The sequence below is a fragment of the Streptomyces sp. NBC_00376 genome (assembly GCF_036077095.1).
GTDB lineage: Bacteria > Actinomycetota > Actinomycetes > Streptomycetales > Streptomycetaceae > Streptomyces.
The window spans coordinates 3,616,378-3,637,777 of record NZ_CP107960.1; the positions used below are offsets into that span (position 1 = coordinate 3,616,378).

General features: G+C 68.8%; 15 protein-coding genes. 10 read left to right on the forward strand and 5 right to left on the reverse strand.

Translation table 11 applies throughout. The features are described from left to right. Window positions 1–238: 238 nt before the first annotated feature. The 4 genes from OG842_RS16170 to OG842_RS16185 all read left to right on the forward strand — a co-directional run bounded on the left by OG842_RS16170 (window position 239) and on the right by OG842_RS16185 (window position 5,574). On the forward strand, window positions 239–2,050 hold the full coding sequence (locus tag OG842_RS16170) for a DUF1998 domain-containing protein (RefSeq protein WP_328512662.1): 1,812 nt from the start codon (window positions 239–241) through the stop codon (window positions 2,048–2,050). Further along, window positions 2,047–2,787 carry a DISARM system phospholipase D-like protein DrmC gene (drmC, locus tag OG842_RS16175; RefSeq protein ID WP_266730389.1) on the forward strand — a complete coding sequence of 247 codons (741 nt, stop codon included), beginning with the start codon at window positions 2,047–2,049 and terminating at the stop codon, window positions 2,785–2,787. The genes OG842_RS16170 and drmC overlap by 4 nt, the downstream gene beginning before the upstream one ends. Before the next feature lie 59 nt (window positions 2,788–2,846). Then, window positions 2,847–3,305 carry a GNAT family N-acetyltransferase gene (locus OG842_RS16180; RefSeq protein WP_328512288.1) on the forward strand — a complete coding sequence of 153 codons (459 nt, stop codon included), beginning with the start codon at window positions 2,847–2,849 and terminating at the stop codon, window positions 3,303–3,305. A gap of 202 nt (window positions 3,306–3,507) precedes the next feature. Next, window positions 3,508–5,574 (forward strand): PIG-L family deacetylase, encoded by a 2,067-nt coding sequence (locus OG842_RS16185; RefSeq protein ID WP_328512663.1) that lies wholly within the window; start codon window positions 3,508–3,510, stop codon window positions 5,572–5,574. 113 nt (window positions 5,575–5,687) lie between these two features. Here the strand turns inward: OG842_RS16185 and tuf are convergent, their stop codons facing one another. The 4 genes from tuf to rpsL all read right to left on the reverse strand — a co-directional run bounded on the left by tuf (window position 5,688) and on the right by rpsL (window position 10,051). Then, window positions 5,688–6,881, reverse strand: coding sequence for an elongation factor Tu (tuf, locus tag OG842_RS16190; protein WP_093540766.1), 1,194 nt, complete (start codon window positions 6,879–6,881; stop codon window positions 5,688–5,690). Window positions 6,882–7,041: 160 nt separating this feature from the next. Continuing rightward, on the reverse strand, window positions 7,042–9,168 hold the full coding sequence (gene fusA / locus OG842_RS16195; RefSeq protein WP_114246098.1) for an elongation factor G: 2,127 nt from the start codon (window positions 9,166–9,168) through the stop codon (window positions 7,042–7,044). A 38-nt stretch (window positions 9,169–9,206) separates the two neighbouring features. Next, on the reverse strand, window positions 9,207–9,677 hold the full coding sequence (gene rpsG / locus OG842_RS16200; RefSeq protein WP_072485550.1) for a 30S ribosomal protein S7: 471 nt from the start codon (window positions 9,675–9,677) through the stop codon (window positions 9,207–9,209). A gap of 2 nt (window positions 9,678–9,679) precedes the next feature. Beyond that, a complete protein-coding gene (gene rpsL, locus OG842_RS16205; RefSeq protein ID WP_003948652.1) occupies window positions 9,680–10,051 on the reverse strand; it encodes a 30S ribosomal protein S12 in 372 nt (123 codons plus the stop codon). A gap of 381 nt (window positions 10,052–10,432) precedes the next feature. On the opposite strand from rpsL, the gene OG842_RS16210 reads away from it, so the two are divergent. From OG842_RS16210 to OG842_RS16235, 6 genes are all read left to right on the forward strand, one after another. Next, entirely contained in the window at window positions 10,433–11,179 is a 747-nt protein-coding gene (locus OG842_RS16210; RefSeq protein ID WP_328512289.1) for a Crp/Fnr family transcriptional regulator, read from the forward strand. 153 nt (window positions 11,180–11,332) lie between these two features. Continuing rightward, window positions 11,333–12,115, forward strand: coding sequence for a hypothetical protein (locus OG842_RS16215; RefSeq protein ID WP_266730396.1), 783 nt, complete (start codon window positions 11,333–11,335; stop codon window positions 12,113–12,115). Beyond that, a complete protein-coding gene (locus OG842_RS16220) occupies window positions 12,112–14,286 on the forward strand; it encodes a hypothetical protein (protein WP_266730397.1) in 2,175 nt (724 codons plus the stop codon). The genes OG842_RS16215 and OG842_RS16220 overlap by 4 nt, the downstream gene beginning before the upstream one ends. 35 nt (window positions 14,287–14,321) lie before the next feature. Continuing rightward, window positions 14,322–15,827, forward strand: a complete 1,506-nt coding sequence (locus OG842_RS16225) for a hypothetical protein (protein ID WP_266730399.1) — start codon at window positions 14,322–14,324, stop codon at window positions 15,825–15,827. Beyond that, window positions 15,824–16,333 carry a Pycsar system effector family protein gene (locus tag OG842_RS16230; protein WP_266730401.1) on the forward strand — a complete coding sequence of 170 codons (510 nt, stop codon included), beginning with the start codon at window positions 15,824–15,826 and terminating at the stop codon, window positions 16,331–16,333. Before OG842_RS16225 ends, OG842_RS16230 begins: the two co-directional genes overlap by 4 nt. A 123-nt stretch (window positions 16,334–16,456) precedes the next feature. After that, window positions 16,457–17,401 carry a M48 family metalloprotease gene (locus tag OG842_RS16235; RefSeq protein ID WP_266730403.1) on the forward strand — a complete coding sequence of 315 codons (945 nt, stop codon included), beginning with the start codon at window positions 16,457–16,459 and terminating at the stop codon, window positions 17,399–17,401. A gap of 92 nt (window positions 17,402–17,493) precedes the next feature. On the opposite strand, the gene OG842_RS16240 is transcribed toward OG842_RS16235, so the two are convergent. Then, a complete protein-coding gene (locus OG842_RS16240; protein ID WP_266730404.1) occupies window positions 17,494–21,393 on the reverse strand; it encodes a DNA-directed RNA polymerase subunit beta' in 3,900 nt (1,299 codons plus the stop codon). Between the last annotated feature and the right edge of the window lie 7 nt (window positions 21,394–21,400).

The following is a 21,400-nucleotide window of genomic DNA, read 5'->3' on the forward strand; positions in this document are numbered from 1 at the left end:
GGAGGAACTGCCAGTTGGCGGAAGGGAGCGCCATCTCACGCAGCACGTCGGCGGGCAGCCGAGCCTCCACCACGGACAGGGTCTCCACCAGATCGGCGACGCGGTCCGCATAGTCGCGGGGGCCGCGGTCCAGAGGCACCATCACCTCGTACGGTTCGCCGGACTCCCCCGGGGCGTCCAGCACCCAGAGCTGCCCACGGCCGTAGTCCCTGAAGGGTGACCAACCACGGCCTCGCAGATAGCGCAGCAGAGAGGACGTGGCCAGGTCGTTCACCTGGCTGAACTCCGCAGCGCCACGATGGTGCTGGGGCTGGACCACTGGGAGCTCCTGCAGGCGACCCAGCTCACCGAGGACCGCTTGCTCGCCGCCGTACGCAGGCGCCTGGGCCCCCAGGTGACCACGCTGCGGACTCCGCCACAGATGCAGGAGAGCTCCGATCCCTTCGGCGAATGGACCCGAGTCGGTGTCCCGGTGGCGCTCTTCCCCCGCTGGCTGCGCTGTTCACGCGAGCAGTGCAACCAGCTGTCACCCGCCTCCTCCGGACTCTTCGAGCTGGAAGAGCACTTCTTCCGCCCGGAGAACACCCGCTACGTCCACACCTGTTTCGGTACCGGTCGGCGTCGTCCCACAGCGGTGCCCGCCCGCTTCCTGATCGCCTGTCCCGCCGGCCATATGGACGACTTCCCCTGGCAGTACTTCGTCCACCGGGGCGGCACACCCGCTCACGACTGCACGCTCAGTCTGGTCGAACGGGGCACGACGGGCGAGGCCGCCAACATCTTCGTCCAGTGCTCATGCCCGAACGTGGCCGACCGTTCGATGGCCGAGGCCATGGGCAAGCGGGGCGAGCAGGAGCTCCCCGCGTGCCGGGGGCACCATCCCCATCTGGGGACCTTCGACACATGCGGCGAAAACGTCCGCACCATCGCCCTCGGAGCCACCAACAGCTGGTTCGCCTCCCAGCTGAGGGTCTTCAGCCTGCCCCGTGCCGACGAACCGCTGACACAGGCGGTGTGGGAGCACTGGGAGTTCCTCGCCCCGCTGTCCGGCATCCCTGCCGAGGCAGCCAGGATGCTGCTGCCCACACAAGCCTGCTGGCCGGTGCTGGAGGAGTACGGGGTGGACAAGGTGTGGAAGGCGGTCACCGAGGAGGCTGCCACCTCCAGCGCTGTGCCCGGTGTCAATCCCGAACCCGATGACGAGGGATTCGACCTGGCGACGCCCGAATGGGAGGCATTCACCGCGCCTCATCGCTACGAGCTGCCTGACTTCACCACAGAGCCCGAGAAGGTACCCGCCACCGCGGCCCGGTGGCGGGTACGGGTCATCCTCGTTCATCGTCTGCGCGAAGTTTCGGCACTCACAGGATTCACCCGGATCGACGCCCCGGAATGGATGCCGCAGGATGACGACCCCACCATCAAGGCCGCTCCCCTCACCAAGGAACCGCCGACCTGGGTCCCCTGCGCCGAACTGCGCGGCGAGGGCGTGTTCCTTGCATTCCGGGAGGAGCGTCTGAGCGAGTGGGAAAAGCGCCCGGAAGTAGTCGCACGCGAGAAGGTACTGAAAGCCGCACACGTGACCTGGTGTCTCGCACGCGGACTTGAGCCCCAGTGGCCCGGTATCCGATACGTGCTCCTCCATACGTTCGCTCACGTTCTCATCCGCGGCTTCGCCCTGGAGTGCGGTTACGGGGCTTCCGGCATCGCGGAGCGTGTGTACGCACGCTCCGGCAAGCACCCCATGGCCGGCATCCTTCTCTACACCGCGGCCCCGGACAGCGAGGGCACCCTGGGAGGCCTGGTCTCTCTGGGTGGGAAGGACCGGCTCGGACCCGTCATCGACCAGGCCCTCGAAGAAGCCCGGCTCTGCAGCTCCGATCCGATGTGCGCGGAACACGACCCCCGGGTGCACGGACGCCTGCACGGGGCAGCCTGTCATGCCTGCCTCTTCGCCGCCGAGACCTCGTGCGAGCGTGGCAATCACTACCTGGACCGTGCGCTGCTCGTCGAGACACTGGCCGGCGATCTCGGTGCGTTCCTCGCATGACCGACCGGCTGCCGGCCCTTCTCGCAGCCCTCGGCCGACGCCTCCCGGCCGAGCGGCTGGCCGATCTCCTGCATCACCTCAACGCGGCTGAGGGACCGGACAGCCCACTGCTCGACCGCTGGTCCGCCAACCATCCGGCAGCCGGCCTCTCGGTCCAGTTGAGCACGCTCCGCAAGGCATGGCGGGACGAGTCACCTCAACTGCCCGGGTCAGCTCTCGCTCTTTCCCTGGCCACGGCAGCCGCAGCCGAGGAAAACACGGACCCACCTGCTGAGCTCGTGGTGAGCGGTCCGACAAGCCCAGCGGTCCCGGTCCGCCTGACGAGCGGCATCGCCGTCGACGTCATACGTTCCGCCCGCGAATCCCTGCTCATAGCAAGCTTCGCGGCCTACGGCATCACCGAGATCGTGACGGAACTCCGCGCAGCCTCCGAGCGGAACGTCCGCATCGATCTGCTCCTGGAAGAATCGACTGCGGCAGCACGCGCCTTCGGTCCGCTCGGAGATCAAGTCCGGATCTGGCACCGTGCCGGCGGCACCGACCGCACGAGTCTTCACGCGAAGGTCATCGCCGCAGACCGCCACACGGCACTGCTGGGCAGCGCGAACCTCACAGGTCGCGGCCTCAGCCGCAACATCGAGATCGGTGTCATCCTGCGTGACTCACGGGCGGTGGGCAGGCTGGTCGACCACCTGCGCTGGCTGACCGGCCCGGAGGGACTTCTCCGCAGATCCTGAGCCTGCCCGGTCAGTGCCCCGAGTCGGCCCCAGCATTCAGCCTCTGACAGACTCCGGCCATGCCCGCACGTACCACCGCGCCCTGGACCCTGCGCCCCGCCCTGCCCGAGGACATCGAGGCCCTGGCCGAACTCAGGGCCGTGGTGATGCGCCCCGACCTGGAGCGACTCGGGCGTTACGACGAGCACCGCGTACGGCAGCGGCTGCGGGACGGTTACGTACCGCAGCACACCTCGGTGGTGGTCGTGGACGGCGAGCTCGCCGGCTGCGTCACCCTGCGCCCGGCCGACGGCGGGCTGTGGCTGGAGAACTTCTACCTCTCCCCCGCGCTCCAGGGGCGCGGCACAGGCACCGCGGTGCTCCGCTCGCTGCTCGCGCGGGCCGACGAGGCGGGCGCGACCGTGCGGCTGGACGTGCTCCAGGGCAGCGCCGCCCGCGCGCTCTACGAACGGCACGGGTTCACCGAGGAGCGCCAGGACCCGATCGATGTGTTCATGGTGCGTACACCCGTGCGTTGAGCTGTCCGGGTCACATCATCGGATATCCAGGCAACCCGCCTCCGGGAATCTCCGTCTATCCCCCCGCAGCAGCGGCTCGTCACCTGCCGCGACCTGCATGGATTCGGTACGCAGCGCAGGGCAGCCCGGCCGTCCGCTGCGGGGGAAGTGGACGGAGCACGGTGTGACGGAAAGACCCGCCTCGCGCGCATCCCGCCCGGGAATGCCGCGACGCACCCTGATGGCCGCGGTCGGCGCGACCGGACTGGCCGCCCTCACCGCCTGTACGGCGCCCTCGCCGCCCCGCCGCCGCGATCCGGCCGCGGACCCGATGCCCGGACTGCCGATCAGCACCTCGCCCCTGGCGCTGATGATGCAGATCCTCGCCCACCCGGACGACGACCTGTACTTCATGAACCCGGACGCCCAGCAGGCGCTCGACGCCGGGACCCCGCTGGTCTGTGTGTACCTGACGGCCGGTGAGGCCACCGGCATCAACCACATCCCGGGCCGCCCGCTGCCCACGCCCGACAAGCCCGCGTACTCCTCCTCACGTCACCAGGGGCTCCGCCAGGCGTACGCGACCCTGCTCGGCCTCGGCCCGTTCACCCCGTGGCAGAAGTCCGTCATCGAGCTGGACGGCGGCCACCGCGCCGAGCGCAACGCCCTCGCCCACCAGGGCCGCAAGGTCGAGCTGATCTTCATCAACACCGCCATGCACACCACGTACGGGCGGCTCGGGCTGCCCAGCCTCTGGCAGGACCGGCGGCTGGTCCTGCCGACCGTCGTCGCCGAGGGCTCACCGCTCAAGAAGGTGGGTTCGTACACCTACGACGGGCTGATCGACGTCCTGGTCGGGCTGTTCGAGCGGTACCGGCCGAGCGCCCTGCACACCATGGACCCGGACCCCGACATCCAGCACAGCAGCGAGACCGTCCGGCGCCGGGACAGCGAGCAGCAGGGCTACTCCGACCACCCCGACCACACCGCCACCGCGCTGTTCACCTGGGCATCGATGATCCGGTGGGTGGCGCGGGCCACCCGGAGCGGCGGCGAGGTGCCGGGGTTCGCCGTCACGGCGTTCCGGGGCTACTACAACCGGCACTGGCCGAAGAACCTGCCGCCCGCCGTGCTGGCCGAGAAGGCCTCGCACCTGGTGCTGTACGGAGGCTCGGCCGACTGGCGGTGCGGCAATCCGGCGGGCTGCGGGGACTACAACGTGGGCGGCAACCGGCCGCTGACCAACCGCAAGGGCTGGGTGCGCTCCACCCACTACCGCTACCCGGGCCCCCGCCCCGTCGTCGCCGCCGAACCGGACGGCCGGCTCGTCGGCTACGCGGTGCTGGGCCTGCGGGCGGTGCGGCGGCGCGAGAGCGCGCCGGGCAGCGGGGTGTGGGACGCGCCGGACGACCTCGGCGGCGGCCCGCTCGCACCGGTGCTGGGCAGCGCGGCACTGCCGGACGGGCGCCAGCTGCTGTTCGGGCTGCGGTTCTCGGCGCTCGGCGGCCACGGCGCGGACAACGAACGCGAGATAGTCGTACTGGAACAGCGCTCCCCCGGCGGTGCCTTCCGCGCCTGGCAGGGGCTGGGCAACCCGGAGCGCAGCCACGACGACGGGCGCCGGATCGGGGTCCCGGTCGCGGTCGCCGCCCCCGACGGGCGGGTGCACCTCTTCGTCCGGAACGCCGGGCAGGGCCTCAGCACCCGGGTACGGGACACGGACGGCCGGTGGAGCGGGTGGCGGGACATCGGCGGCGGCGAGATCCAGGACGGGCTGAGCGCCGTGGTGGACTCCGAGGGGTGTGCCCATGTCTTCGCGGCGGGCCGGTTCGCGGTGCACCACTGGACGCAGGACGCGCCGGGCGATGCGGTGACCGCGCGCACCCAGATCACCGGGGTGCCGGTGCCCGGGGACGGACCGGCCGCGCTGCCGGGGGCGGACGGCAGCATCGACCTGTTCTACCGCGCGGCGGCGAAGGCCGCCCTGACGACCGTACGGACCGGCGAGACGGCCGACGAGACCGGCATCGACGGCTTCGGCCGCCTGATCCCGGACCGGGCGGGCTTCGGCGGGTACGGGCCGGTGGCCGCCACCGGGTCACCGGCCGCCCCGGTGCTGCTCGGCCGCACCGACGAGGGCCACGTCCAGCTCCGTACGCCCGCAGGGCTCTTCGTACATCGGCACGGGCCGGTGGCGCTGGACGGGCCGGTCCCGCACGTCGGGCCGGACGGCCGGGCGGCGGCGGTGGCCGTGGGGCCCGACGCCCTGCCCTGGATCTGGCGCCCCTGATCCGAGCGGGCCCCGCCCGGACATGAAGAAGGGCCCCGGTCCACCGCTTACGCGGCGGGCCGGGGCCCTTCTCGGTGCTCTGTGCGGAGCAACCAGGTCAGACAGTCAGGTAATTACTTGACGATCTTGGTGACCTGGCCGGCGCCCACGGTCCGGCCACCCTCACGGATGGCGAACTTCAGGCCCTCCTCCATGGCGACGGGCTGGATCAGCGCGACGCTCATGACGGTGTTGTCGCCCGGCATGACCATCTCGGTGCCCTCGGGGAGGGTCACGACGCCGGTCACGTCCGTGGTACGGAAGTAGAACTGCGGGCGGTAGTTGTTGAAGAACGGGGTGTGACGGCCACCCTCGTCCTTCGACAGGATGTAGGCCTGGGCCTCGAACTCGGTGTGCGGCGTGACCGAACCGGGCTTGATGATGACCTGGCCGCGCTCGACGTCCTCGCGCTTGATGCCACGGAGGAGCAGACCGACGTTCTCACCGGCCTGACCCTCGTCGAGCAGCTTGCGGAACATCTCGATGCCGGTGACCGTGGTGGTGGTCTTCTCGGTCTTGATACCGACGATGTCGACGGTCTCGTTGACCTTGAGGACGCCACGCTCGATACGACCGGTGACGACGGTGCCACGACCGGTGATCGTGAAGACGTCCTCGATCGGCATCAGGAACGGCTTGTCGACGTCACGCTCGGGCTGCGGGATGTTCTCGTCGACGGCCTTCATCAGGTCGAGGACGGTCTGGCCCCACTCCTTGTCGCCCTCGAGCGCCTTGAGCGCCGAGACCTTGACGACCGGCAGGTCGTCGCCCGGGAACTCGTACTCGGAGAGGAGCTCACGGACCTCGAGCTCGACGAGCTCCAGGATCTCCTCGTCGTCCACCATGTCGGCCTTGTTCAGGGCGACGACGATGTACGGAACGCCGACCTGGCGGGCCAGGAGCACGTGCTCCTTGGTCTGCGGCATCGGGCCGTCGGTGGCGGCGACCACGAGGATGGCGCCGTCCATCTGCGCGGCACCCGTGATCATGTTCTTGATGTAGTCCGCGTGACCCGGGCAGTCGACGTGCGCGTAGTGACGCGACTCCGTCTGGTACTCGACGTGCGCGATCGAGATCGTGATACCGCGCTGGCGCTCCTCGGGAGCCTTGTCGATCTGGTCGAAGGCCGAGGCCTCGTTCAGGTCCGGGTACGCGTCGTGCAGCACCTTGGTAATGGCGGCCGTGAGGGTCGTCTTACCGTGGTCAATGTGACCGATGGTGCCGATGTTGACGTGCGGCTTAGTCCGCTCGAACTTCGCCTTCGCCACTGGGTCCTCCTGTGGAGTGGTTCTGTACGCCTTGCTTCATCGGCGCCAGGTGATCTTTGCTGGGATGCCGGGGCCGGGGGCATTCAACACATTGCTTTCGCTCTGCGAGGAATGCCCCACCAGGCTCCGGTGACAAGCCTAAAGCGTGAGCTCGGGAGAGTTACTCGCCCTTGGCCTTCGCGATGATCTCCTCGGCGACGTTCCGCGGAACCTCGGCGTAGGAGTCGAACTGCATCGAGTAGCTTGCGCGACCCGAGGTCTTGCTGCGGAGGTCTCCGACGTAGCCGAACATCTCCGAGAGGGGCACGAGGCCCTTCACGACGCGAGCGCCGCTGCGCTCCTCCATGGCCTGGATCTGGCCACGGCGGGAGTTGATGTCACCGATGACATCGCCCATGTAGTCCTCGGGCGTGGTCACCTCGATGGCCATCATCGGCTCGAGGAGCACGGGGGACGCCTTGCGGGCACCCTCCTTGAACGCCTGCGAACCGGCGATCTTGAACGCCAGCTCGGAGGAGTCGACCTCGTGGTAGCCACCGTCGAGAAGGATGACGCGGACGCCGACCATCTCGTAGCCGGCCAGGATGCCGAACTGCATGGCTTCCTGAGCACCCGCGTCCACCGAGGGGATGTACTCACGGGGGATGCGGCCACCGGTGACCTTGTTGACGAACTCGTACGAGGCCTCGCCGCCCTCGATGGGCTCGATCGCGATCTGCACCTTGGCGAACTGACCGGTACCACCGGTCTGCTTCTTGTGGGTGTAGTCGATGCGCTCGACGGCCTTGCGGATCGTCTCGCGGTACGCGACCTGGGGCTTGCCGACGTTCGCCTCGACGCGGAATTCGCGCTTCATGCGGTCGACGAGCACCTCGAGGTGAAGCTCGCCCATACCACCGATGATGGTCTGGCCGGTCTCCTCGTCGGAGTGCACCTGGAAGGACGGGTCCTCCTCGGAGAGGCGCTGGATGGCGACACCCAGCTTCTCCTGGTCACCCTTGGACTTGGGCTCGATGGCGACCTGAATGACCGGCGCCGGGAAGTCCATGGACTCCAGGATGACCGGGTTCTTGTCGTCACACAGCGTCTCACCGGTGGTGGTCTGCTTCAGGCCCATGACGGCGATGATGTCGCCGGCGCCCACCGACTCGATCTCCTCACGCTTGTTCGCGTGCATACGGTAGATCTTGCCGATGCGCTCCTTCTTGCCCTTGACGGAGTTCAGCACCGAGGTGCCGGACTCCAGGCGGCCCGAGTAGACCCGGACGAAGGTGAGCTTGCCGAGGTGCGGGTCGCTCATGATCTTGAACGCGAGGGCCGCGAGCGGCTCGTCGTCGGACGGCTTGCGCTTGACGACCTCCTCCGGGTCCTTGACGCCGTGGCCCTCGATGGCCTCGACGTCCAGGGGGGAGGGGAGGTAGCGCACGACGGCGTCGAGCAGGGGCTGAACGCCCTTGTTCTTGAACGCGGTGCCGCAGAACACGGGGGTGACGGTCGTCTCGCCGCCCTTGCCCGAGTTGATGGTGATGCGACGGATGCCCTCGTAGAGCTGCTCCACGGAAGGCTCTTCGCCCTCCAGGTAGAGCTCCATGAGCGCCTCGTCGTTCTCCGCGGAGGCCTCGAGGAGCTTGCCGCGGTACTCCTCGGCCTTCTCCACGAGGTTCGCGGGGATGTCGACGATGTCGTACGCCTCGCCCTTGGTCGCCTCGACGGGGTAGACGAACGCCTTCATCGTCACGAGGTCGACGACACCCGTGAAGTCGGCCTCGGCACCGATCGGGAGCTGCATGACGATCGGGGTCGCGCCGAGGCGGTCCGTGATCATCTGGACGCAGCGGAAGAAGTCGGCACCGGTGCGGTCGAGCTTGTTGACGAAGCAGATACGCGGCACGCCGTAGCGGTCCGCCTGACGCCATACGGTCTCGGACTGCGGCTCGACACCGGCGACACCGTCGAACACGGTGACGGCGCCGTCGAGGACGCGGAGCGAACGCTCCACCTCGACGGTGAAGTCGACGTGACCCGGGGTGTCGATGATGTTGATGGTGTGGTCAACATCATTGAGCGGCCAGTGGCAGGTCGTCGCGGCGGACGTGATCGTGATGCCGCGCTCCTGCTCCTGCTCCATCCAGTCCATCGTGGCAGCGCCGTCGTGGACTTCACCGATCTTGTACGAAACGCCGGTGTAGAAGAGGATCCGCTCAGTGGTGGTCGTCTTGCCCGCGTCGATGTGGGCCATGATCCCGATGTTGCGGACCTTGGCCAGGTCAAGCGAAGTGGTGGCCATAAGGCTCAATCTTCTCTCGGTCTCGATGTGGGTAGCGACTACCAGCGGTAGTGCGCGAAGGCCTTGTTGGACTCGGCCATCTTGTGGGTGTCCTCACGCTTCTTGACGGCAGCGCCAAGACCGTTGGAGGCGTCGAGCAGCTCGTTCATGAGGCGCTCGGTCATGGTCTTCTCGCGGCGGGCGCGGGAGTAGCCCACGAGCCAGCGCAGCGCGAGGGTGGAGGCGCGACCGGGCTTGACCTCGATCGGCACCTGGTAGGTGGCGCCACCGACACGGCGGGACTTGACCTCGAGCGAGGGCTTGACGTTCTCAAGCGCGCGCTTCAGCGTGATGACCGGGTCGTTGCCGGTCTTCTCGCGGAGGCCCTCCATGGCGCCGTACACGATCCGCTCGGCGGTGGAACGCTTGCCGTCCAGCAGGATCTTGTTGATCAGCGAGGTGACAAGAGGAGAGTTGTAGACCGGGTCGATGATGACCGGGCGCTTCGGGGCGGGGCCCTTACGAGGCATTCTTACTTCTCCTTCTTGGCGCCGTAGCGGCTGCGGGCCTGCTTGCGGTTCTTGACACCCTGGGTGTCGAGCGAGCCGCGGATGATCTTGTAACGAACACCCGGCAGGTCCTTCACACGGCCACCACGCACGAGCACGATGGAGTGCTCCTGCAGGTTGTGTCCCTCACCCGGGATGTAGGCCGTGACCTCGATACCGGAGGTCAGACGCACACGCGCGACCTTACGGAGGGCCGAGTTCGGCTTCTTCGGGGTGGTCGTGAACACACGCGTGCAGACGCCACGGCGCTGGGGCGAACCCTCGAGCGCGGGCGTCTTGTTCTTCTCGACCTTGTCCTGCCGGCCCTTCCGGACCAGCTGCTGGATCGTAGGCACTACTTCTCCGGTTTCTGTGTGCCGTTCGTGAAACTAACCTGGAACGTCACCGACCCACGCGGTCGGGTGTGTCGAATACTGCAAGCTCCTGCCGCAAGGCAGAAGGAGCGCAGATTGCGGTGGCCACTGACGGACTCGCCATGCGGTTGAGGACACGCACACGAGCCCAGGCACACCCCAGGCACAAGGTCTGAGCGTACCTACCTCACCGACTCCGGTCAAAACAAATGCTGTCCGCCGCGACGCGCCGGACTTCCGCAGCTCACGGCCAACGGAATTGAGACAGCCGTCCTGGGATGCGCGGCAGGAAAACAACCTTGTCGGTCCGGTAATGCGCGTTCTCAGTACATTGAACCGCGCGGTGGACGATCGGGGGGCGGGATGGCGGCGTACGTACCCGATGGCGACGGGCTCGACGACCGGGTGCCCTTCCTGGCCCGCCTGGAGCGCGAGGACCGGGTGTCCCTGCTCGGACTGGGCCGCGAACTCGGTTTCGCCTCCCGGGCCCCTCTGCTCAGGCAGGACGAGCCGTCCGCGTACGTCCTGCTGATCGTCAACGGCTGGACGAAGGTCACCACATCCGCGCCGAACGGTTACGAGGCGTTGCATGCGCTGCGCGGTCCCGGCGACATCGTGGGCGAATCGGCCGCGTTGACCGGCCGGCCACGCTCGGCGACGGTGACCGCGCTCTCCCCCGTGCGGGCCGTGGTCGTGGCGCACGAGAAGTTCCGCGCGTTCGTGACAGGCTCCGCCAGGGTCTCGCTCACGCTCCTGGCGTTGACCGCCGACCGTACGCGCGCTGCGGACCGGCGCAGCCTGGAGTTCGCGGCGATGACGGTACGGGAGCGCTTCGCCGTTCTGCTGCTGGATCTGGCACACACCCACGGCTGCCGTACGGACGAAGGCATCGAACTCGACATACCGCTCAGCAAACAGGAACTGGCCGGGGCGGTCGGTGCCTCCAGGGAAATGGTCCAGCGGCTGCTGAAGGACCTGCGTGAACGGGGCATCGTGCTGACGGGGCGACGGGCGATGGTGATCGTGCGGCCGGACGCGCTCCGCCGGATCGCACGGGCGCAGGACTCCGCCCGACCGGTCGTCCGCCACGAAGCCCCGTTCTCTCCGTAGAGAGGCTCCGTGCACTCCGCGGAGGGAAAGCGGTCGCAGCTGACTCTGTGCACACGGTCACACTCGAAGTGAGTCATCCGCCCTCACCACCACAGTCCCATCAGCCTCACGCTCGTGCCTTCGGCCCACGGAGACCCGAGCGAGAGGCACCCCATGAACGATCCCGTGAACAGCACGATCCTGCTGCTCGACATCGAGAAATACAGCGAGCGGGACGATGTCGAGCAGGCGTATCTGCGCCGCATGCTCTACGACCTCACCGACCGGGCACTGCTCGCCGCAGGGATCGACGAGACCCGGCGCAGGCGGGCGGACCGCGGCGACTCCGTGATGGAGTTGATCGACGCCAACTGCTCGGTGATCGCCCTGCTGCGGGCGCTGCTGACCGAGGTCCCGGCCCAGTTGCGCAGCCAGAACCGGCGTGCCTCCGCCTCGGCCCGGATGCGGCTTCGTGGAGTGGTCGCTTCGGGGTACGTCGCCGTGGACCGGCTCGACGGATGGGTCGGCAGCGATCTCAACCACGCGTGCAGGCTGCTGGACGCGGAGTTGCTGAGGACGGCGCTGCGGGAACGCCCGGACGACTTCGCGCTGTGCGTGTCCGATCCGGTCTACCGGGGCGTCGTGCGGCACAGCCACACCGGCGTACCGGCCGAGGAGTTTCGCTCCGTCACGGTGGACAGCAAGAACGGTCCGCTCGCCGCGTGGCTGCACGGCCCGCTTGCGAGTGAGCGTCCGCACCCCGCGAGCGGGAAGGCTGACGCCCCCTCGGACTCCGGCATCGCCCCGGCCACCCCGCAGCAACCGGCCCGGGCCTTCGACTTCGGCGGCGCCACGGTCAACGGAGGTGTCTTCGGCGGGACCAACCACGGCATCGGCGGCGGCACCTTCTCCGGGGACGTCCACCTCGGCGGCGGAGGCCGGGGGGAGACCCGTTGAGCGCCGAGGAACAGCCGCACGGCCCCCAGCCCCCGGCAGGCGGAGACCAGTCCTCCGAGGCGCCGGACGGCCGCCAGGCCGACGGGGAGGCGACCGAGGAGACCGACCAGCCGCAGCCCGCCTGGGCGGCCCGGCGGGACCTGGAGAACCACACCCCGCGGACCATCGGATTCGGGGACGGCGCCCAGGTCGGCGGAGGTGTCTTCGGCGGGACCAACCACGGCATCGGCGGCGGCACCTTCTACGGGGACATCCTGCTCGACAGGACCGAGATCATCTACCAGTTCGGCGCGTCCTCCGCACTCCACGCCTCGGGCGAGATCTCGCAGTCCACCCTGGAGGAGCTGTCGGCCTGTTTCGTGCCCGCGTGCGCCGACTTCGAGGCGTTGGCCGACCGGCTGCGCGAGGAGCATGTCCTGGTGGTCTCGGGCCCGTACTTCGCGGGTCGGCGGACCGCCGCGCTCATGCTGCTGCACCGGCTCCGCGCGGATCCGGTCCGGGCGATCGGCCGGGACACCACCCCCGGGCAGCTCACGGCCGGTCTCGGGGGCGGCGAGACGCGCGACGGCCGGACCACCGGCCATGTCCTGTGCGATCTGATCACCGAGCCGGGCCGGCCGCTGCGGGAGGCGGATCTGCTGGCTGCCCGCAAGGAGCTGGGCGAGGACGCGTATCTGGTGATCACCGTGGGGCCGACGGCCCTGCTGGAGGACGTACCGGTGGTGAGCTGGCAGGCTCCCCCGCCGGGTGATGTCCTCGCCGCGCACCTGGGGGTGCTGGTGGGCGAGGACCGCGTGTCGGAGCTGCTGGCCCTGCCCGCCGTGACCGCGTTCCTCGAACGCAGCCATCAGCCGCGCGAGGCCGCCGAGTTCGCCCGGCTCCTGGCAAGGTACGAGACCGGGGAGGCCGATGCCGCGAAGCTCGGGGCCTTCTCACTGGTCGCGTTGGAGAACCAGGTCCAGGAGTGGTTCGAGGACGACGGGACCGTACTGCACCTGCGGGACAAGGCGTTCCTCGTCGCCCTGGCCGCCTTCGACGAGGGCCCGTACGCCCTGACAGCGGAGCTGAGCGATCTGCTCTACGTCTTCCTCCACGAAATCGAGAGCGGGAGGCGGTCCGCCACCGTCCCGGTCTTCGGCACGCACATCGGCAAGCGGCTCCAGCTCGCCCGTGCCCGGCGGTTCGAGGCCGAGGAGCCCACCGAGTGGGGTCCGGTCCGACAGGTGAAGGCCGCCTACCTGGACGAGCGGGCCCCTCTCGTGCTGCTGCGCGAGATATGGACCGGGCACCCCTCGGCACGGCCCGCGCTCGTGCACTGGCTGCAACAGCTGGCCGGGGACGGACGGCCGTTCGTGCGGACCCGCGCCGCCTCCACCGTCGCCGTGCTCGCCCATACCGATCTGCCGTCCGCCATGGCGCTGGTCATCGAGCCGTGGGCCTCCTCGCACCTCTACCGGCACCGCCTCGTCGCCGTCAACGCGCTCACGCTCACCCACGTGCTGGGCACTCCCAACGTGCCGCGCATCCTCGACGCCTGGTGCGAGAGCGACGAGTCGCCGCTGCGCTGGGTGGCCATCCGCGCCCATGGACTGATCGGGCCGGAACGCCCCTTCGAGACCCTGGCGGCGCTTCGCGCGGCAGCCCGGCACCAGGCAGGACAGCCGGAGCCCGACGCGGATCTCTCGGGGCAACTCGCCGAATCCGTAGAACTGTTGCTGCTGTCATCAGCGGGCGACGACGTGCTCGCGGGGCTGCTCAAGACGCTGCACGACGACCGTCCGGCGACCGAACTCGCACTCGGTGGCTTCATCAGCGCCTGCCGTCGGAGCGAGCAGGACGAACGCCACGGGCAGCCGCGGGTTCTGTCCTGGTACGCACGGGCGTCAGCAGCGCGGACACCGGCCGCCACCGCCATCGTCGAACTGTGGCGCACCGCTCTGGGGAGCCGAGGCCACACCCGGGACGCCCTGGACGTACTGCGCCGCTGGGTGCTGTCGGCGGACCACGACCCCGGCACGGAATGGGCGCTCGCCGCCCTGCTGCCCTCGCTCGCCACCACGTCGTCGGAGCACCAGCGGCTCAGCCATCTCCTGCGGACGATGCCCGGCGAGGACGGCACCGATCCCCCGCCCGTGGCAGGCCGGCTACTGGCCGCCCTGCCTCATCCCTGACCTGCGATCCCACACACAGCAACAGGAGAGTGCCCATGCCCGAATTCCGCCGAGCACCCGACTGGGACCAACGGGCCGACCGCGCAACACGGTTGACCGACCCGGTGGTCACGGTCCGGCAGCTGTCCCGGTTCGGATTCGCCCGCCGCCCGCTCACCCGCATCGACCACGCCCTGGTCTTCTCGGCCCCGGACGGCTCGTACGACACCTACCTCCCGCCGCTCCGCCCCACCCGGGCCGGAGCCGCCGCGAAGCGATACACCTCGGTGTACGAGGTCGACATGGGTGTTCATCCCGTGCGCGAGGTGATCGGCCTGCCGAGCGACGACGACGCCTTCGAGTTCGCTGTGGTCGTCGAGCTGTCGTGGCAGGTCGTCGATCCCGCGCTGTTCGTGGCGAGCCGGCACCGTGACGTACCACGGCTGCTGATCGGCGAACTGGAGCAGTCGGCCCGGTCGGTCACCCGCCGCTACCCCGCCTCCCGGAGCGCGGAGGCCGAGGAGGCGCTGCTGAGGGAAGTGCGCGCACAGGGCGCACTCGGCACCCGGGCGGGACTCGCGGTGACCTGGACCGTACGGCTGCGCGGTGATCAGGGGGTCATCGACCACGTGCGGCGCATGAGGGCCATCGACCATGCGGCCACCGAGCAGGTCCACACCGAGCGGCGCGGCCGGGAGCACGATGCCGCGATCGACCGGCGCGTCAGGGAGCAGGACGCGCTGCAGTGGGGCCGCGCGACCGAATTCGAGGAGCTTCAGCACGAGCTGAGGCTGCAACAGCAGAAGCGGCAGCACACGGAGGCGGTCGACCGGGCCCGTCGCCAGATGGAGCTGCAGCAGGTGAACGCGGAGAAGATCTCCTTCTACGAAAAGCACTTGGAACAGGGCGGGGTCCGCGCCTGGGCGCTGCACCTGGCCGACCATCCCGAAGACACCAAGACCGTGGTGGCCAGCCTGCGCCAGGACCAACTGCACATGATCAAGGCGCAGATGGAGCTGGCGGGCGAGCTGCTGAAGGGCGACAGCGCGGAGAACCACGAGCTGGAGGCGCCGAAGAAGAGGGCCCTCCAGGCATTGATCGACGTACTGAACCAGCACCTTCCCGGGGTCACCGCGCAGAGCACGGCTGAAGGCCGGCTGACCGTGTCGATGCCGCAGGACGCACCGAGAGCGGTGCCGGAAGCGGTCGTCCGGGGCACGTCCCGGCCGGGCTTCGATCCGGCCGACGGCGTGCGGGAGCACCGGCTCGGCGGGACGCCCGTCCGCGGGGCGGATCCGGAGGCGGCCGCTCCGTCGGTTCCCTTCCAGGGCTGGCAGCCGCCGCCTGGCTATGGCAGCGCACCTCTGGGACCGGCGGGCGCCGCCACACCGTCGGCCGGTGCGAAGGACGTGTACGCGGACACGACGGCGGAGGCCGTCGGAACGGCTGACCGGGACGGGACGACCGACGCGGCCGAGGCTGCGAATCCGCAGAGCACATCGGACACGCCCCGGGCCACGGACGTGGCAGGAGCGCCGGGCCAGGAGGACCACGTCACATGACCGACGGATCACCGGTCCGGAACACCGATGCCGGGACGCGGCTCCTCCTCGATCTGCGGTCCGAGATCGCACGGGCCGACAGCAAGGCGTCCGTACTGGTCGCCGCGCTCGGCATGACCGCAGGCGTGATCAGCGGCTGGCTGGCGGGCAGCGAGTGGCGGCCGAGCGCGCTCTCCGCTCCCGGCACGGCCCTGTGGTGGACAGGCACCGGCGGGCTGGCGACCGCGCTGCTCTCCATGCTGATGGCCGTACTCCCGCGCTACCGCGGCAGTACCTGGATTCCCGGGGCCCCGCTCACCTACTTCGGGGACATCCGGCGCGCCGCCCGGCAGAACCAATTACCGGAAGCGCTCGACACCACCGAGAGCGCCCGGACCACGGCACTCGTCACGGCCCTGACCGAAACCAGCCGGATCGCCGTCTGCAAACACCAGTGGATACGTGCGGGGCTGCTCGCCTACTCCATCGGCACCTTCCTGCTCCCCGCCTCGCTCCTCCTCGGCTGACACTCCTCCTGCCAAAGGATGATCATGACTCCACCGCCGGCTCGGCCCCAGGACCCGGGCGACGGGCCCGTGCCGCCCTCGGGCCCACACCTGAACGCCTCAGCACCACACCCACCTGATGACTTGATCTACGAGCACGGACCGGGCCGACGTGTGTACTACACGGCGCACCAGCGGCGTGTCGACATCACCTCACTCGGACAGCTGGCGCTGGCCCTGCCCGCCTTCCTGACGAGCGCGCTCGTGGTGCTGCTCGTGAGCACGATCCTGGACGGCTGCCTCGGCTTGCCGTTCTGGATACCGGCCGTGCTCTGGCTGGCTTCCGGTGCCCTGGTCTTCCACCGGCCCACGGAGGATCTCCTCGCCCGCTACCTGCTCGGGCTCCGCCGCCCGATGCCCCAGGAGGCCGCCCGGCTGGAGCCGGTCTGGCGGGAGGTGACGGCCATCGCCGGGATCGACGGAGCGCTGTATCAGCTCTGGGTCGAGGAGAGCGACGACCTCAACGCGTACGCCGCCGCGGGCCACATCGTGGGGGTCACCCGGTTCGCACTGGAACAGCTGCCGAGCGGCCAACTGGCCGCCGTACTCGCCCATGAACTGGGTCACCACACCGGCGGTCACGCGTGGTCGTCGCTGCTGAGCCAGTGGTACGGGCTGCCGGGCCGGGCTCTGTGGCGCGCCCTGCGTGCGATGGCCCGCTCCGTCGTCACGCCTGCCCGGTGTGCCGTCTACCTGGCCGTCGGCGTCCTGCTCCTTGCGATCGGCGGGCTCGCCTCCACCGCGGCCGCCTTCCTGTACGGGTTTCCGTTGCTTCTGGTGCTCCCGTACCTGTCGGCAGCGGTGGGACGCCGTGCCGAACTGCGGGCCGACCGCCACGCCGCCGCACTCGGATTCGCGCCGGAACTGGCCGAGGTGCTGGAGATGATGCACACGGGCGAGACCCGGGCGCGGCAGATGACGCTCGCCGCCGCGGAAGAGCGGGCGGAGCGCGATTCGACACCTGCCAGGCTGCTCTCCACCCACCCCGATTACCCGACCCGGCTGCACCGTCTGCGGAACTACCTGTAGCCGCGCCCCGCCCCCGCACACCGGAAAACGCCGGAGGGCGGCCACCCCGTACGAAACGGGGTGACCGCCCTCCGGTCGGTCAAGCGACTCGCTTACTGGTTGTACGGACCGTAGTCGTAGTCCTCCAGCGGAACGGCCTGGCCGGAGCCCGTGCCGAACGGCGAGTAGTCGATGTCGTCATAGCCGACGGCCGAGTACATCGCGGCCTTGGCCTCCTCGGTCGGCTCGACCCGGATGTTGCGGTAGCGGGACAGACCCGTACCGGCCGGGATGAGCTTACCGATGATGACGTTCTCCTTGAGGCCGATGAGGCTGTCGGACTTGGCGTTGATCGCCGCATCCGTCAGGACTCGGGTCGTCTCCTGGAAGGAGGCGGCCGACAGCCAGGATTCCGTCGCCAGCGAGGCCTTGGTGATACCCATCAGCTGCGGACGGCCGGAGGCGGGGTGACCGCCCTCGGTGACCACACGACGGTTCTCGGTCTCGAACTTCGAGCGCTCGACGAGCTCGCCCGGCAGCAGCTCCGCGTCGCCGGACTCGATGATCGTCACGCGGCGCAGCATCTGCCGGATGATGATCTCGATGTGCTTGTCGTGGATCGACACGCCCTGCGAGTTGTAGACCTTCTGGACCTCGCCGACCAGGTGGACCTGGACCGCACGCTGGCCGAGGATGCGCAGCACGTCGTGCGGGTTGGTGGCACCCACGGTGAGCTTCTGGCCCACCTCGACGTGGTCGCCCTCGCCGACGAGCAGACGGGCGCGCTTCGAGATCGGGAAGGGGATCTCGTCGCTGCCGTCGTCCGGCGTGACCACGATCTTCTTGGTCTTCTCGGTCTCCTCGATCCGGACCCGGCCCGCGGACTCCGAGATCGGGGCGACACCCTTGGGCGTACGGGCTTCGAAGAGCTCGACGACACGGGGCAGACCCTGGGTGATGTCGTCACCGGCCACACCACCGGTGTGGAAGGTACGCATCGTCAGCTGGGTACCGGGCTCACCGATGGACTGGGCGGCGATGATGCCGACCGCCTCACCGATGTCGACCAGCTTGCCGGTGGCGAGCGAGCGTCCGTAGCAGAAGGCACAGGTGCCGACCGCGGACTCACAGGTCAGGACCGAACGGGTCTTGACCTCCTCGACGCCGGCGCCCACCAGGGCGTCGATCAGGACGTCACCGAGGTCGACGTTGGCAGGCGCGATGACCTTGCCGTCGACGACGACGTCCTCGGCGAGCATGCGGGCGTAGACCGAGGTCTCGACGTCCTCCGTCTTGCGGAGCACACCGTCCGCACCCTTGACGGCAATCTTCAGCTTGAGGCCGCGGTCGGTGCCACAGTCCTCCTCGCGGATGATCACGTCCTGCGAGACGTCCACCAGACGACGGGTCAGGTAACCCGAGTCGGCGGTACGCAGGGCGGTGTCCGCCAGACCCTTACGGGCACCGTGCGTGGAGATGAAGTACTCCAGAACGGTGAGGCCCTCACGGAAGGACGCCTTGATGGGACGCGGGATCGTCTCGTTCTTGGCGTTGGACACCAGACCACGCATACCGGCGATCTGACGCATCTGCATCATGTTTCCTCGGGCACCCGAGTCAACCATCATGAAGATGGGGTTCGTCTTGGGGAAGTTCGCGTTCATCGCCTCGGCAACCTCGTTGGTCGCCTTGGTCCAGATCGCGATGAGCTCCTGCGTGCGCTCGTCCTTGGTGATCAGACCGCGCTCGTACTGCTTCTGGACCTTCTCGTCCTGCGCCTCGTAACCGGCGACGATCTCCTTCTTGGCCTCGGGGACCACGACGTCGGAGATGGCCACGGTGACACCGGAACGGGTCGCCCAGTGGAAGCCCGCCGCCTTCAGGTTGTCGAGCGTCGCCGCCACGATGACCTTGGGGTAGCGCTCGGCGAGGTCGTTGACGATCTCGGAGAGCTGCTTCTTGCCGACCGAGTAGTCGACGAACGGGTAGTCCTCGGGCAGCAGCTCGTTGAAGAGCGCGCGGCCCAGGGACGTACGCAGCCGGAACGTGTCGCCCTGCTGGTACTCCTGCTCGCCTTCCTCGGCGACCGGCGGCACCCAGCCGCGCGGCGGGATGGTGCCCACCGGGAAGCGGATGTCGACCTTCGCCTGGAGCGACAGCTCGCGGGCGTCGAAGGCCATGATCGCCTCGGCCGTGGAGCCGAAGGAACGGCCCTGGCCGATGACCTTGCGCTCCTCCTCGTCCGTGGTGAGGAAGAACAGGCCCAGCACCATGTCCTGGGTCGGCATGGTGACGGGACGGCCGTCGGCCGGCTTCAGGATGTTGTTCGAGGACAGCATCAGGATGCGGGCCTCGGCCTGCGCCTCCGCGGAGAGCGGCAGGTGGACGGCCATCTGGTCACCGTCGAAGTCCGCGTTGAACGCGGTGCAGACGAGCGGGTGGATCTGGATGGCCTTGCCTTCGACCAGCTGCGGCTCGAAGGCCTGGATGCCGAGGCGGTGCAGCGTCGGCGCACGGTTCAGGAGAACCGGGTGCTCGGCGATGACCTCTTCCAGGACGTCGTACACGACCGTGCGGCCGCGCTCGACCATGCGCTTGGCCGACTTGATGTTCTGCGCGTGGTTCAGGTCGACCAGGCGCTTCATCACGAACGGCTTGAAGAGCTCCAGCGCCATGGCCTTCGGCAGACCGCACTGGTGCAGCTTGAGCTGCGGGCCGACGACGATCACGGAACGCGCGGAGTAGTCCACACGCTTACCGAGAAGGTTCTGACGGAATCGACCCTGCTTGCCCTTCAGCATGTCGCTGAGGGACTTGAGCGGGCGGTTGCCGGGACCGGTGACCGGGCGACCACGACGACCGTTGTCGAAGAGGGCGTCCACGGCCTCCTGGAGCATGCGCTTCTCGTTGTTCACGATGATCTCGGGGGCACCGAGGTCGAGAAGGCGCTTCAGGCGGTTGTTGCGGTTGATCACACGGCGGTACAGGTCGTTCAGGTCGGAGGTCGCGAAGCGGCCACCGTCCAGCTGCACCATCGGACGCAGGTCCGGCGGGATGACCGGCACGCAGTCGAGCACCATGCCCTTGGGCTTGTTGCTGGTCTGCAGGAACGCGGAGACGACCTTGAGGCGCTTGAGCGCACGGGTCTTCTTCTGGCCCTTGCCGGTACGGATGATCTCGCGGAGGCGCTCGGCCTCCTCGTCGAGGTCGAACGACTCGAGGCGCTTCTGCAGGGCGGCGGCGCCCATGCAGCCGTCGAAGTACGTGCCGAAGCGGTCACGCAGCTCGCGGTAGAGCAGCTCGTCGCCCTCCAGGTCCTGGACCTTGAGGTTCTTGAAGCGGCTCCACACCTCGTCGAGGCGGTCGATCTCGCGCTGCGCACGGTCGCGCAGCTGCTTCATCTCGCGCTCGGCACCTTCGCGCACCTTGCGGCGCACGTCGGCCTTGGCGCCCTCGGCCTCCAGCTCGGCCAGGTCGGTCTCGAGCTTCTTGGCGCGGGCTTCGAGGTCGGCGTCGCGGCGGTTCTCGATCTGCTGACGCTCGACGGAGACGTGCGCCTCCAGCGAGGGCAGGTCGCGCGTACGGCGCTCCTCGTCCACGAACGTGATCATGTACGCGGCGAAGTAGATGACCTTTTCGAGGTCCTTCGGCGCGAGGTCGAGGAGGTAGCCCAGGCGCGACGGGACGCCCTTGAAGTACCAGATGTGGGTGACGGGAGCGGCAAGCTCGATGTGGCCCATGCGCTCACGGCGCACCTTGGCGCGCGTGACCTCGACGCCACAGCGCTCACAGATGATGCCCTTGAAGCGGACACGCTTGTACTTGCCGCAGTAGCACTCCCAGTCCCGGGTCGGACCGAAGATCTTCTCGCAGAAGAGTCCGTCCTTTTCGGGCTTGAGCGTGCGGTAGTTGATGGTCTCCGGCTTCTTCACTTCGCCGTGGGACCAGGTCCGGATGTCGTCCGCGGTGGCAAGGCCGATCCGCAGCTCGTCGAAGAAGTTGACGTCGAGCACTTGTCGT

What these genes read in the sequence shown, in the direction of transcription:
- drmC (WP_266730389.1), top strand. Translation starts at nt 2,047, where the DNA reads ATGACCGACCGGCTGCCGGCCCTTCTCGCAGCCCTCGGCCGACGCCTC.
- OG842_RS16180 (WP_328512288.1), top strand. Translation starts at nt 2,847, where the DNA reads ATGCCCGCACGTACCACCGCGCCCTGGACCCTGCGCCCCGCCCTGCCC.
- OG842_RS16185 (WP_328512663.1), top strand. Translation starts at nt 3,508, where the DNA reads ATGCCGCGACGCACCCTGATGGCCGCGGTCGGCGCGACCGGACTGGCC.
- fusA (WP_114246098.1), bottom strand. Translation starts at nt 9,168, where the DNA reads ATGGCCACCACTTCGCTTGACCTGGCCAAGGTCCGCAACATCGGGATC.
- rpsG (WP_072485550.1), bottom strand. Translation starts at nt 9,677, where the DNA reads ATGCCTCGTAAGGGCCCCGCCCCGAAGCGCCCGGTCATCATCGACCCG.
- OG842_RS16210 (WP_328512289.1), top strand. Translation starts at nt 10,433, where the DNA reads ATGGCGGCGTACGTACCCGATGGCGACGGGCTCGACGACCGGGTGCCC.
- OG842_RS16215 (WP_266730396.1), top strand. Translation starts at nt 11,333, where the DNA reads ATGAACGATCCCGTGAACAGCACGATCCTGCTGCTCGACATCGAGAAA.
- OG842_RS16225 (WP_266730399.1), top strand. Translation starts at nt 14,322, where the DNA reads ATGCCCGAATTCCGCCGAGCACCCGACTGGGACCAACGGGCCGACCGC.
- OG842_RS16230 (WP_266730401.1), top strand. Translation starts at nt 15,824, where the DNA reads ATGACCGACGGATCACCGGTCCGGAACACCGATGCCGGGACGCGGCTC.